Below are 12,859 nucleotides of genomic sequence, written 5' to 3' on the forward strand. Positions count from 1 at the left end.
GGCCGCTCCTTTTATAACAGGATGCAGTGACTATACTTGTTGGTGTCAGGACGTGCAGTGAGCTCACAAACGATACAGGGGTATGACGATGACGAGGCGTTATTTAAAAGTGCTGGAGTACCTGATGATTGCCACCGGGGTCGTCGTGGCGTTTATCGCGGCGTTCGAGCCGCAAGCGGCGGAGGGGTATTACCTGCATGCCGGCATCCTGCTGGTCGGGTTATTGCCTTATTTTGTCTATTCCCTGGCGGTGGCGTTGATGGACCGTGCGCTGGTGACACTACACGGTGTGGTGTTGTTGGCAATTCATATCTGGATGGTCGCTGTCGTGCGCTTTGTGCCGACCGAAGCCTATGGCATCAGTCTGCTGGTCTATGGGCCACTGGTGTTGAGCCTGGCACTGATCCCGCTGGTGATACTGGCGCTGCGTCAACCCTGGAAAATGCCGGAACCTGAGTGATCGGAGGGCGCCTTGTTCGTTCCTGATTGCTAAAACCTCGCCCGATTGGCGACGGGGCGTTTCTTATTCATCCTGTTTCGGCCGCTGGGCCACTTTGACGGTTTTGTCGAATGCGTCGTTCTGACGCAGGCCCTGGATACGGATTTTACTGCCGGGTCGATTACCACTGATGAGGTCCAGTGCCGTGGCAACATCGGTGACCGGTTGGCCATCGATACGGGTAATGACATCCCCGGGCTGCAGACCGGCCTTGTCGGCCGGTCCGTTATTGAGAATGCTGGTGATGATGACCCCTTTTTGATCTTCATCAAGGTTCAGGGACTCGGCGAGGTTATCATTGATGTTCTGAATGGCAACGCCGAGCCAGCCGCGCTTGACCTCGCCGTGTTCGATGATCTGGTGCATGACATCGCGGGCCAGGCTGGTGGGGATGGCGAAACCGATGCCCTGCGAGCCGCCGCTGCGCGAGAAGATGGCGGTATTGATGCCGACCAGATCGCCGCTGGCGGTGATCAGGGCGCCGCCGGAGTTGCCGGGATTGATGGCCGCGTCGGTCTGGATGAAGTTTTCGAAGGTGTTGATGCCGAGCATGTTACGCCCGGTGGCGCTGACAATGCCGGAGGTGACGGTCTGGCCGACGCCGAAGGGGTTGCCAATGGCCAGCACCACGTCGCCGACCCGTAATTGATCGGACCGGCCCAGGGTGATGACCGGCAGGTTGTCCAGCTCGATTTTGAGCACGGCCAGATCGGTGTCGGGATCGGTGCCGACGACGGTGGCGTTGGCTGTACGTTGATCACGCAGCGCGATCTGAATCTCTTCGGCGTCGCTGATCACATGGTTGTTGGTGAGGATGTAGCCCTGCTGACTGATGATGACGCCGGAGCCGAGATTGGTCTCTTCGCGCTCGCGCGGGCCGCCGAAGTCGTCGCCGAAAAAGTGGCGAAACATGGGATCGTCCAGTAAGGGATGGGCCTCGCGGGTGATGAGCTTTTTGGTATGAATATTGACCACCGCCGGCGCGGCAATCTCCACCGCGTTGGCATAGGATACCGGGCCGGCATTGCGGGGGAGCTGCTCGCGGGGCGGGGTTTCGCGGACCTCGACCACCTGGTTGCCGCCCGGGCGCAGGGCATTGTCGGGCAGCAGATAGATGACGACGAAGGCCACGGCCAGGCCGAGCACGGCAAACTGGAGAATGAATTTGAGCGAACGGGTCAGGCGCATCATGATAAGGAATTGGTTACACTGTGAGGATTTCACCGGATAATAACTGATGGAGACGGGATTCGCATGGTGCATCTGAAAGATTTGGTCCGCTATCTGGATGACCTGCTGGAGGTGGAACGGTTCGGGGATTACTGCCCCAACGGCTTACAGGTCGAGGGCGCGGCCTCGGTCGGCCGACTGGTGTGTGGCGTGACCGCCTCGCAGGCGCTGATCGAGTCGGCGATCGAAGCCGGGGCCGATGCCCTGCTGGTGCATCACGGTTATTTCTGGAAGGGCGAGGCGGCGCCGATCGTCGGCATTAAAAAACAGCGTATCGCCCGCCTGCTGGAACACGACATCAGCCTGCTGGCCTATCACCTGCCGCTGGATGCCCATCCTGTCTACGGCAACAACGTGCAGTTGGCGCAGGTGCTGGGGTTGAATGTGGAAGGCAGCTTCGGCCCGGCGGGCAATCCGGCCATTGGCCTCTATGGCCGCCTCGCCGAGCCGCTCTCCGGGGCGGCGCTGGCCGAGCAGATCGGCGCCCGGCTGGGCCGTGCGCCGCTGCATGTGGGTGAGGCCATGGCGCCGGTGCGCACGCTGGCCTGGTGTACCGGGGGTGCCCAGGGGTTGATCGAGGAAGCGGTCCGCCTCGGGGTGGACGGTTATTTGACCGGTGAGGTCTCGGAACAGACAGTCCACCTGGCGCGGGAAAACGGGCTCCACTTTTACGCGGCGGGCCATCACGCTACCGAGCGTTACGGTGCCCGGGCCCTGGGTGAGCATCTGGGCGGCCACTTTGGGCTGGAACAACGGTTTATTGATATCGACAACCCGGCTTAACCGTCGGATTAGGCTAAAGTTAACAAGGAGATGATATAACTTATTGATGCGCTAGGGTATATAGCCGGCTTTCTTGACCCCGGCTGCCTGATACGCGAAACTATGCCCGCCTGAAATCCTGGATGTTTACCACATTCTGAAACTCTCATTTAGGCATAGCGATTTCACTAGCACGATTTTTCGATGATGGCCGGTTGTCGGCTGTGATCCTTTTATACCTGAGTCGGGGAGATTTATTTAAATGAGTACCGATGGCATTGATACCAGCCGACGCCGATTTCTGCTTGCCTCTACCAGTGTGGTGGGTGCAGTAGGCGTGGTCGGCATCGCGATTCCGTTTATTCACTCCATGAACCCCAGTGCCCGTGCCCAGGCGGCCGGCGCGCCGGTGGAAGTGGACGTCAGCAAGCTGTCGCCGGGCGAACGGGTGACCGTCGAATGGCGCGGCAAGCCTATCTGGGTGATACGCCGTACCGAGCAAAACATGGCTGATCTGGAATCCCTGAACGAAAAACTGGCGGACCCGCAATCGACAATGCCTCAGCAACCGGAATATGCGCAGAATCTTCACCGCTCCCGTGGTAAGAGTCCCGAAATCGCTGTGCTGGTGGGAATTTGTACCCATCTGGGCTGCTCGCCCACCTATCGACCGGAACCGGGTGCCAGGGACATGGGCGGCAAGGAGTGGAAGGGTGGTTTCTTCTGCCCCTGTCACGGTTCCAAATTCGATATGGCCGGCCGGGTTTATGCCGGTGTGCCGGCGCCGACCAACCTTGTGGTGCCGCCGTTCAAATTCCTGAGCGATTCGGTCGTGCTGGTCGGTGAAGACGGAGGGGCAGCCTGATGAGTAAAACACAAGCCTTTATGAACTGGATCGATGCCCGTTTCCCCATGAGCAAGATGTGGAAGGAGCATCTTTCCGAATATTACGCGCCGAAAAACTTCAACTTCTGGTACTTTTTCGGTTCGCTCGCCTTGCTGGTACTGGTCATCCAGATCGTCACCGGTATCTTCCTGACCATGCATTACAAGCCCGACGCGGGCATGGCGTTCGCCTCGGTCGAGTACATCATGCGTGATGTCAACTGGGGCTGGCTGATCCGTTATATGCATTCCACCGGCGCCTCGGCGTTCTTCATCGTGGTCTATCTGCATATGTATCGCGGGCTGATGTACGGTTCCTACAAGAACCCGCGCGAGCTGATCTGGATCTTCGGCGTGCTGATCTATCTGGCGCTGATGGCGGAAGCCTTCTTCGGCTATCTGCTGCCCTGGGGGCAGATGTCCTACTGGGGGGCGCAGGTTATCGTCAATCTGTTCTCCGCTGTGCCGTTCGTCGGTGAGGAGCTGTCGGTCTGGATTCGCGGTGACTATGTTATCGGCGATGCGACCCTGAACCGCTTCTTTGCCTTCCACGTGATTGCTCTGCCGCTGGTGCTGATTGCCCTGGTGGTAGCCCACATCCTCGCCCTGCACGAAGTCGGTTCCAATAACCCCGATGGCGTGGAAATCAAGAAGAACAAGGACGCCAACGGCAAGCCGATCGACGGCATTCCGTTCCATCCGTATTACACGGTCAAGGATATTGCCGGTGTGGTGGTGTTCCTGATTTTCTTCTTCGCGGTGGTGTTCTTTGCACCGGAGATGGGCGGCTACTTCATTGAGCACGCCAACTTTGTGCCGGCGGATCCGCTCAAGACTCCCGAGCATATAGCCCCGGTCTGGTACTTCACGCCGTTCTACGCCATGTTGCGCGCGATTCCGCCGATGTTCGGTTCGCAGTTCCCCGGCGTTGTGGTCATGGGTGCCGCGATTGTGGTGATGTTCTTCCTGCCCTGGCTGGATCGCAGCCCGGTCAAATCAGTGCGTTACCGTGGTCCGTTGTTCAAGGTTGCCCTGGCCGTCCTTGTTATCAGTTTTGTCGTGCTGGGTTATCTGGGGGTACAGCCGTCAACACCGGTTAAAACGCTGTTGGCGCAGATCTTCACCGCGCTGTACTTTGCGTTTTTCCTGCTGATGCCCTGGTACACCAAAATCGACAAGACCAAACCGGTTCCGGAGAGGGTGATTGACAAATGATGAAAAAAATAACTGCATTTCTGCTGATGTTGGCACCGGTTGCGGCCCTGGCCGCCGGCGGGAACATCAAGCTGCTGGACGCGGATGTTGACCTGAATAACAAGGCTTCCCTGCAACGGGGTGCCCAGTTGTACGTCAATTACTGCATGGGTTGTCACTCCCTCTCTTCCATGCGTTATAACCGTATGGGCCAGGATATCGGGTTGAGCGACGAACAGGTGGCGCAGAATCTGATGTTCGTGTCCGATTTTTCCACATCATCCACCGGGGAGCTCCCCAAGATGGGCTCGCTGATGGAGAACGCCATGCCCGCCGAGGATGCCGCCAACTGGTTCGGCACCAAGGTGCCGGATCTGTCCGTGATCGCGCGTTCACGTGGAGCTGACTGGTTATACACCTACCTGAAGACCTTCTACGTGGACGACTCCCGCCCGATGGGCGTCAACAACGAAGCGTTTCCGCTGGTCGGGATGCCGCACGTCCTGTGGGAGCTCGAAGGCCTGAAAAAACCGGTCTATGAGACCCATGAGGGTGAAGACGGCGAAGAGGTCAAGGAACTGGTCGATTACGAAATGGTCAAGGAAGGTTCCATGAGCCCGGCCGAATACGACAACGCGGTCCGGGATCTGGTGAACTTTCTGGTCTACACCGGCGAGCCCGCCAAGCTGGATCGCTACAAGATCGGCGTCTGGGTGATTCTGTTCCTGGTCGTTCTGTTCTTCTTTGCCTATGCCCTGAAGAAGGAATACTGGAAAGACATCCATTAAAGCGCGTGAGGCGGGGCGCTACGCCCCGCCGCAGCGGGCCACGCCCGGGGATCTTCGCGGGCTGAGAGCGCCAAATCAGACACTTGCGCACCACAAAGGCCGATTTTTCCCAACGGAAGCGCCAAACGATGCGATAAGTTCGGTATAATCAACAGGGGAAGCCCTCCGGGTTTCCCCTGTTTCGTTTCTGAACATATAGCAATGGGGAAAAGCATGGCGCAAATGGCCAATCGACGTTTGGCAATGACTCTGTTTTCGGGCAATACCTGTCCGTACTGCCACATGGTACGCATCGTACTGGCGGAAAAGGGTATCAACTACGATATTCACAACGTCGATCTTGGCGACACGCCGGAAGATCTCAAGGATTTGAATCCCTACAATGAGGTGCCGACGCTGGTGGATCGGGATTTGGTGTTATTCGAACACCAGGTCATCATGGAATACCTCGACGAACGCTTTCCGCATCCGCCTTTGATGCCGGTCGATCCGGTCTCGCGGGCGCGCAACCGGATGATGCTGCACCGCATTGAGCGTGACTGGTATCGCCTGGCCCACCAGTTGACCAACCCCGGGACGGCCAGTGATGCCGTGCGCAAGGAGCTGCGCGACAGCCTGATGTCGATTTCACCGATTTTCGATCAGAAACCGTTTTTCCTGGGTAACGAGTTCTCCCTGATTGACTGCAGCGTCACCCCCTTGTTGTGGCGTCTGCCGTCCTACGGCATCGAGCTGCCCGCCGCGGCCAGGCCGTTGATTAACTACGCCGAACGGATGTTTGAACGTGAATCCTTCAAACAGAGTCTCACCGAGGGTGAGAAGGAACTGAAAGAAGAATAAGTCCCAAAGGTAATGCCATGTCTATGACGCCCAGCCAGCCGTATTTGCTTCGTGCGATTTATGACTGGATCGTCGATAACCAGATGACACCCTATGTCCTGGTCAATGCTGAAAACGACTATGCCTATATTCCGCGCGATTACGTGGAAAACGGCAAGATCGTCCTGAATATCGGTCCGATTGCGGTCAACGCCCTGGATCTGGGCAACGATTACGTTGCCTTCAATGCCCGCTTCGCCAGCAAGCCTATGGAGGTCAGTTTTCCGGTGAATGCCGTACTGGCGATCTACGCCAAGGAAAACGGCCAGGGGATGGTATTCAACGAATCCGACGATATGCCGCCGCCGGACGATACCCCGGACGACGACAGCAAATCCGGCAAGCCCAACCTCAAACTTGTGAAATAACCTGCTAAATTTTTCACCGCGTCGGGAACATTTTCCCCGGATTCAAAATGCCCTTTGGGTCAAAGTCCTGCTTGATGCGCCGCATCAGTTCCAGCGTGACCGGTTCGATCTCGCGGCCGACGAACTCCTGCTTTTCGATACCGACCCCGTGCTCGCCGGAGAGGGTGCCGTCCAGCTCCAGGACCAGGGAGAAGACGGCATCGAGGCATTGATGCGTCCGCAGCATCTCGTCCGGGTCGTCGGGGTTGGCCAGCAGGTTGACATGGATATTGCCGTTACCGGCGTGGCCGAAGTTGACGATGGTAATGGCGTACTGTTCGGCGAGCCGGTTCAGGCCGTTGATCAGTTCGGGAATGCGGGAAACCGGCACCACCACATCTTCGTTGATCTTTTTCGGGGCGATGGTGCGCAGGGCCGGGGAGAGCGCCTTGCGGGTCTGCCACAGTGCCTGGATTTCGGCGGCGGTTTTCGCGCGGGTCAGTTTTAACAGGCCGTCGTTGTCGGCAGCACGGCAAATGGCGTCAACGGCGTGTTGAATATTGTTCTCGGCCCCGTCCACCTCGATCATCAGCAGGGCGCCGGCATCCCGGGGCAGCTCGGCTTCGGAGTAGTCGCGAATCATGTTGATCGCCCCGGCATCCATAAACTCCAGCGCATAGGGGACGACCGGCTGGGCCATAATGGCGGAGACTGCACGGGCAGCACTGTCGATATCGCGGTAGATGACTTGCAGGGTGCGTTTGCTTTCGGGCAAGGGGGTCAGTTTCAAGGTGGCTTCAGTGATGATCGCCAGCGTGCCTTCGGAGCCGATCAGCAAGCGGGTCAGATCGTAGCCGACCACCCCCTTGGTCGTGTAGACCCCGGTGCGGATACTCTTGCCGTCACCGGTGATCGCGCGCAGGCCGAAGGTGTTTTCCCGCGGTGTGCCGTATTTGATGGCCCGCGGTCCCGCCGAGTTGTAGGCCAGATTGCCCCCGATCGAGCAGTAGGCGGCACTGGTGGGATCGGGCGGCCAGAAAAAACCGTGTTCGGCGGCGACATCCTGGACCTGCTGGTTGGTGACGCCGGGCTCCACCACCATGTAGCGGTTGGCGGGATCGATCCGGATGACATGGTTCATTTTTTCGGTTGAAAGAATCACGCCGCCGTTGATGGGTACGCTGGCGCCGGTGGTGCCGGTGCCGCGGCCCCGAGCGGTCAGCGGTACGACAAATTCGTGACAAAGACGCACGACGGCAGCCACCTGGTCGTGGTCGGCCGGCAGGGCAACCAGTTCAGGCGCGGCGTGGCGACGGCTGTTGTCGTAGCCATAGTTCCAGGTTTCCGCGGGATCGCTCAACAGGCCTTCGCTACCCAGCTCCTGTTGCAAGCGCCGAACAAACGCGTCGGGTAAAGGCATTAACCAAACAACTCTTCATCGATCTGGTGACAGAAACAGTGAATTGCCAGCAAATGTACTTCCTGGATTCGGGCGGTGACCTCGGAAGGAACCCGGATCTCGATATCACTGCCTTGCAACAGTTTACCAATCTGTCCACCGTCACGGCCGGTCAGGGCCACGACCTGCAGGCCCTTGTGATGTGCCGCCTCGACCGCCTGAACCACGCTGGGGGAGTTGCCGCTGGTCGAGATAGCCAGGAGGATATCGTCGGGCTGGCCCAGCGCCCGGATCTGCTTGGCAAACACGTGACTGAAATCGTAATCGTTGGCAATGGCGGTCAGCGCCGAAGTGTCGGTGGTCAGGGCGATGGCGGCCAGTTCCGGCCGCTCGCGCTCGAAGCGGCAGACCAGTTCCGCGGCGAAATGCTGGGCATCGGCAGCGGAACCGCCGTTGCCGCAACTGAGAATTTTGTTGCCCCGACGCAGTGCGGCGACCATCAAGCCGATACTGCGGGCGATTGGTTCGGTGACGACGGCCTGGGCCTGTTGCTTGGTGTCGATACTGGCACGGAACAATTGCTGTATGTTGTCGTTGATACTCATGAGGTCAGATCCTGAGCTTGTATGGCATTTGGATGCCAGTCGATATGCGGCGAGTCGCTGTTACCGTTGATGGCAATTACATCGAAGCGGCTGGCCAGCCGGGCCAGTTCCGGGTTACCTTGCAAATAGAATAGCGCGGTGGTGACCAGTTTTCGCTGTTTATGCCGATCCACGGTTTCGGCGGCGCTGCCGTAACGGGTGTTATTGCGATAACGGACTTCCACAAATACCAGCGTGTCCTTGTCGCGCATGATCAAATCGATTTCGCCGCGACGACAGCGGAAGTTGGCCTGCTCGAAGCGCAATCCCTGTTGTTCCAGATAGCGGCGAGCCAGTTGTTCGGCCCGGCTCCCGCGTTGATCACGCCTGAGCCCCGCCCACATTCCTTATAACCCTTCATCCAGGGCAACGGGGCGGCCGCTGCGAAATTTGACCCAGGTCAGCTGGCGCTGGACCCGTTGCTGCGGATCCAGACTGAGGCTGCCGGTTTCGCCATCATAACGCTCATAGGGATAGGCCTTGAGCGTATTGAGGGCGGCGATAATGTTGTAGGCATCGATACCCAGGGCATAAAGCCGTTGCAGGCTGTTGCCGGCACGGGAGATATACGGTTCGATCGTCGGGCGCAGCCCCCGATGGGCGGTACTGCCGGCCAGTACCCAGGGCATGTCGCCAAACATCAGGCCGTCCATGTCGCGATCCCGTTCCTGATTCAGGCCACCGGCAAAGACATGGGAGGTGGCATACACCGGTACATCGGCCGCGTGATAGAACTTCAGCTGCGGACGAATCTGGCGGGCCTGACGCGGATAGGCGGCGAGAAAAATAAAATCCATATCCTTGCGACGGCGTGGTTCGAACTTGATGTCCTGTGACAGTAACTGGCGCAGACTACGGGCCCGGCGCCGGCTTTCGTTGATGTTCAGCAGATCCTGGATCGGGGCGGAGAAATCCTGCTGCTCGGCGTTGTATTGCTGAATTTCGATCACCTGGCCGCCGAGTTGTTCCCAGCGTTGCTGAAAGGCGGTATAGACCCGTTCGCCCCAGCTGCCGGACGGAATCAGCGCCGCACTGTTGACGTGACCATCCAGCCAGGTACGCTCCGCGACCTGGCGCGCTTCCTCTTCGGGCGAGAGGCCGAACTGATAGAGCGTGTCGGGGGCGTCCTGCTCGAGTGTGTAGTTGAGCGCCAGGGTGGGGACCGGGAAGGTGCCTTTGTCGGCAATCCACTCGATGGATTCCTTGTTCAGGGGGCCGATAACAAAGTCACTATCCTCGGCAAGGGCCTGTTTATAGGCCGCCAGTGCCGTTGCCGGGTCGGAGCCGCTATCGTAAAAACGGATGCGCTGATCGGCGTGATGCGGGCGCGAGTAATAGGCGGCGATAATGCCGTCGCGTATGGCTTCGGCCGCCTGGCCGAAGCGGCTGTCAAACGGCAGCAACACGGCGAGTCGCTGCGGGAGGATAATGTCTTCCAGGCGTCGTTCCAGTAACCCCTTGAGTATGTTCTCCTGAACGGGATGATCGGGGTAGCTTTGGTGCCATTCGTCCACGCGCCGCTTCAGTACTTCCGGGTCCAGCTGGTAGGTCTTGGCGATCTGGACCAGTTCCATCCAGCCGCCGAGCACATTCTTGCCGACGGCTATGCGCATCCGGGCGAGGGTGCGTTCATTCATTCTTGCCAGGGCTTCCCAGATCGCCTGCTGGTTTTCCTCGATCAGTTGCGGGTTCTGCAGATATTGTTCGCGGTTGACCAGTTCGCTGGCCGTGTCAATCCGGTCTCCCAGCATGGTGCGGGCATCGGCGCGTAACAGGTGATAATCGGCCAGATAGGCATGGTCGATCTGGCCTGACGGCGACTGCTGCAGAATACGCAGGGCATCCTCGGCACGGCGCTCCATCAGGGCGATGTGGGCCTCGGTCAGATTCAGCAAAAACCGTTGCTGTACATTACGCGGATCCAGCTGAACGGTTTCGAGGATCTGTCGGCTCTGGTGGACGCGATCATCGCGGGCCAGGGCGGCGGCGGTGCGCAGCAAAAAGCTGGTCTGCTGCGGTCCGCTGCTCTCTTTGGCAAGCTCGTTGAAGGCTTCGGTGGCTGACCGGTATTCACCGCTGGCAAAGAGGCGTTCGGCTTCGATAACCGGATCTTTTTCCTTCACCACTTCTTTTTCCGGCACGCCGGCGCAACCGGCCAGCAGAAGCGTTACAATCATGACCCAGAGGGAAAACAATCGGCGTGGCATCATCACTTCATCGGGTTCCTGTTTTTGCTGTATAAAAGGCGGACGGCACCTGATCCTGACGGAAATTATACCGTGAACTCTGAAAACAGTGCGCTCTATATTGTCGCAACACCGATCGGGAATCTCGGCGACATGTCACAACGTGCCGTGGAAATCCTGCAACAGGTCGCGCTGATTGCGGCCGAGGATACGCGGCACAGCGCCCGCTTGCTGCAGCATTATGCGGTGTCCACCCCGTGCGTGGCCTTGCATGAACATAACGAGCGGGAACAGAGTAGCAGATTGTTAGAGCGTCTTGCCAATGGCGAGAGCGTGGCGTTGATTTCCGATGCCGGCACGCCGTTGCTCAGCGATCCCGGCTTTCATCTGGTCCAGCAGGCCCGCCAGCAGGGTGTTCGGGTGATCCCGGTGCCCGGCCCCAGCGCGGTGATCGCGGCCCTGTCGGTCAGTGGGCTGCCCACCGACTGTTTCAAGTTTATCGGCTTTTTGCCGGCCAAAGGCGCCGCGCGCCGTCAACGGCTGGCGGCCCTGGCCGCCGAGCCCTGCACGCTGGCGTTTTACGAGTCGCCACACCGGATTCTGGAGAGCCTGGCGGATATGGGCGAGATCCTGGGCAGGGATCGGGACGCCGTGCTGGCCCGGGAACTGACCAAGACCTTCGAAACCGTGCAGGGCGCCAGCCTGGACGAGCTGCATGCCTTTGTCAGCCGCGATGCCAATCAGCAAAAAGGGGAGATGGTGTTGCTGGTGGCGGGCGCGCCGGCGGTGGAGGCGGTCCTGGATCCCGAAGTCGAGCGGATTCTGGGAGTCTTGCTGGAGGAACTCCCCGTCAAACAGGCGGCGGCGCTGGCCGCGCGGATTACCGGGGTCAAAAAGAACCAGCTCTATCAACAGGCGCTGGTGATGAAAAATTAATCAGCCGGGGTTTCACCCGCCAGGAACATACTTATTATATAATAGGTGCAAGAGTCGGCCTGACAGTCGCTCCGCCCCTGGCGGGGAGGAAAGTCCGGGCTCCATCGGGCGGGATGCCAGGTAACGCCTGGGAGGCGCGAGCCTACGGAAAGTGCCGCAGAAAATATACCGCCCAAGCCGCGCAAGCGGCCGGTAAGGGTGAAATGGTGCGGTAAGAGCGCACCGCGTCGGTGGTAACACCGGCGGCAGGGTAAACCCCATCCGGAGCAAGACCAAATAGGGGAGCAGGCCGCAAGGCCGCGTGTGGCCCACACGGTTCCCGGGTAGGTCGCTAGAGGTGCGCGGTGACGCGCATCCCAGATGAATGACTGTCCACGACAGAACCCGGCTTAACGGCCGACTCTTTCTTATTGATTCACATTAAATCCCGTCTGTAACCTCTTGTTTTTTCGTTATACTCACCCCCATCAAAAAGTGTTTTTGTACCCCTCCCACCACGGTTGAGTGCCGCTAAGTTACTGTCAGACAAGAAAGAATTCCCGCTTTTGTGGCGCTGTTTGCTTGACACTTGGGCATATTGCTACCTATAGTGTATCAAAGTGGATCAATGTGGGAATTAATGGGATTTCATCCCCGGGGAAACCAACGTGTTTCGTGGCGTCAACACACTCAGCCTGGATGCCAAGGGCCGCATGGCCATGCCGAGTCGATATCGGGATGGTGTGCTCGAGCAGTCCGACGGGCAACTGGTGATTACTGTCGATCGCAGTGATCCGTGCCTGTTACTGTATCCGTTGCCCGAATGGGAAGAGATCGAGCGCAAGCTCGTTCGGCTGGGGAACCTCAACGCCACCGCCCGCCGCCTGCAGCGTCTGCTGATCGGCCATGCCACCGAGCTGGAGCTGGACAGTCACGGCCGCATCCTTATCCCGCCGCCACTTCGTGAATTCGCCAAACTGGATAAACGCATTGCCCTGACCGGGCAAGGCAACAAGTTCGAAATCTGGGACGAACAGACCTGGAACGAGCAACGCGATCGCTGGATCAGCCAGGAAAACGAGGAGGAGTCAGAGCTGTCCGCTGAGCTGGAAACACTGTCTTTATGAAACC

14 protein-coding genes and 1 other RNA gene are annotated in these 12,859 nt (G+C 58.8%); 10 read left to right on the top strand and 5 right to left on the bottom strand.

From position 1 onward, the window contains the following. Positions 1–88 precede the first annotated feature (88 nt). Positions 89–460 carry a hypothetical protein gene (locus tag U5J94_RS07870; RefSeq protein WP_322565093.1) on the top strand — a complete coding sequence of 124 codons (372 nt, stop codon included), beginning with the start codon at positions 89–91 and terminating at the stop codon, positions 458–460. 63 nt (positions 461–523) lie between these two features. On the opposite strand, the gene U5J94_RS07875 is transcribed toward U5J94_RS07870, so the two are convergent. Beyond that, positions 524–1,690, bottom strand: coding sequence for a Do family serine endopeptidase (locus U5J94_RS07875; RefSeq protein ID WP_322565094.1), 1,167 nt, complete (start codon positions 1,688–1,690; stop codon positions 524–526). Between the two features lie 63 nt (positions 1,691–1,753). On the opposite strand from U5J94_RS07875, the gene U5J94_RS07880 reads away from it, so the two are divergent. The 6 genes from U5J94_RS07880 to U5J94_RS07905 all read left to right on the top strand — a co-directional run bounded on the left by U5J94_RS07880 (position 1,754) and on the right by U5J94_RS07905 (position 6,605). Further along, a complete protein-coding gene (locus U5J94_RS07880) occupies positions 1,754–2,512 on the top strand; it encodes a Nif3-like dinuclear metal center hexameric protein (protein WP_322565095.1) in 759 nt (252 codons plus the stop codon). Between the two features lie 241 nt (positions 2,513–2,753). Continuing rightward, positions 2,754–3,356, top strand: a complete 603-nt coding sequence (petA, locus tag U5J94_RS07885) for a ubiquinol-cytochrome c reductase iron-sulfur subunit (protein ID WP_322565096.1) — start codon at positions 2,754–2,756, stop codon at positions 3,354–3,356. Next, on the top strand, positions 3,356–4,591 hold the full coding sequence (locus U5J94_RS07890) for a cytochrome b (RefSeq protein ID WP_416224160.1): 1,236 nt from the start codon (positions 3,356–3,358) through the stop codon (positions 4,589–4,591). The genes petA and U5J94_RS07890 overlap by 1 nt, the downstream gene beginning before the upstream one ends. Beyond that, positions 4,591–5,358 (top strand): cytochrome c1, encoded by a 768-nt coding sequence (locus U5J94_RS07895; protein ID WP_416224205.1) that lies wholly within the window; start codon positions 4,591–4,593, stop codon positions 5,356–5,358. The genes U5J94_RS07890 and U5J94_RS07895 overlap by 1 nt, the downstream gene beginning before the upstream one ends. Positions 5,359–5,571: 213 nt before the next feature. Further along, positions 5,572–6,198, top strand: a complete 627-nt coding sequence (locus U5J94_RS07900) for a glutathione S-transferase N-terminal domain-containing protein (protein ID WP_416224161.1) — start codon at positions 5,572–5,574, stop codon at positions 6,196–6,198. A gap of 17 nt (positions 6,199–6,215) precedes the next feature. Continuing rightward, positions 6,216–6,605 carry a ClpXP protease specificity-enhancing factor gene (locus U5J94_RS07905; RefSeq protein ID WP_322565099.1) on the top strand — a complete coding sequence of 130 codons (390 nt, stop codon included), beginning with the start codon at positions 6,216–6,218 and terminating at the stop codon, positions 6,603–6,605. Between the two features lie 13 nt (positions 6,606–6,618). Here the strand turns inward: U5J94_RS07905 and U5J94_RS07910 are convergent, their stop codons facing one another. The 4 genes from U5J94_RS07910 to U5J94_RS07925 are packed head-to-tail and all read right to left on the bottom strand — an operon-like array spanning position 6,619 to position 10,837. After that, positions 6,619–8,004: an FAD-binding oxidoreductase gene (locus U5J94_RS07910; protein ID WP_322565100.1), complete on the bottom strand. Its 1,386-nt coding sequence runs from the start codon at positions 8,002–8,004 to the stop codon at positions 6,619–6,621. Next, on the bottom strand, positions 8,004–8,588 hold the full coding sequence (locus U5J94_RS07915; RefSeq protein ID WP_322565101.1) for a phosphoheptose isomerase: 585 nt from the start codon (positions 8,586–8,588) through the stop codon (positions 8,004–8,006). The genes U5J94_RS07910 and U5J94_RS07915 overlap by 1 nt, the downstream gene beginning before the upstream one ends. Then, positions 8,585–8,971, bottom strand: coding sequence for a YraN family protein (locus U5J94_RS07920; RefSeq protein WP_322565102.1), 387 nt, complete (start codon positions 8,969–8,971; stop codon positions 8,585–8,587). The genes U5J94_RS07915 and U5J94_RS07920 overlap by 4 nt, the downstream gene beginning before the upstream one ends. A gap of 3 nt (positions 8,972–8,974) precedes the next feature. Then, complete coding sequence (locus U5J94_RS07925; RefSeq protein WP_322565103.1) at positions 8,975–10,837, bottom strand: penicillin-binding protein activator; 1,863 nt, start codon at positions 10,835–10,837, stop codon at positions 8,975–8,977. 69 nt (positions 10,838–10,906) lie between these two features. On the opposite strand from U5J94_RS07925, the gene rsmI reads away from it, so the two are divergent. From rsmI to mraZ, 3 genes are all read left to right on the top strand, one after another. Continuing rightward, positions 10,907–11,749, top strand: coding sequence for a 16S rRNA (cytidine(1402)-2'-O)-methyltransferase (rsmI, locus tag U5J94_RS07930; protein WP_322565104.1), 843 nt, complete (start codon positions 10,907–10,909; stop codon positions 11,747–11,749). A 50-nt stretch (positions 11,750–11,799) separates the two neighbouring features. Continuing rightward, an RNA gene (gene rnpB / locus U5J94_RS07935) (RNase P RNA component class A) lies at positions 11,800–12,157 on the top strand. Positions 12,158–12,396: 239 nt separating this feature from the next. After that, positions 12,397–12,855: a division/cell wall cluster transcriptional repressor MraZ gene (gene mraZ / locus U5J94_RS07940; protein ID WP_322565105.1), complete on the top strand. Its 459-nt coding sequence runs from the start codon at positions 12,397–12,399 to the stop codon at positions 12,853–12,855. Positions 12,856–12,859 lie beyond the last annotated feature (4 nt).

The sequence above is a fragment of the Thiohalophilus sp. genome (assembly GCF_034522235.1).
GTDB lineage: Bacteria > Pseudomonadota > Gammaproteobacteria > UBA6429 > Thiohalophilaceae > Thiohalophilus.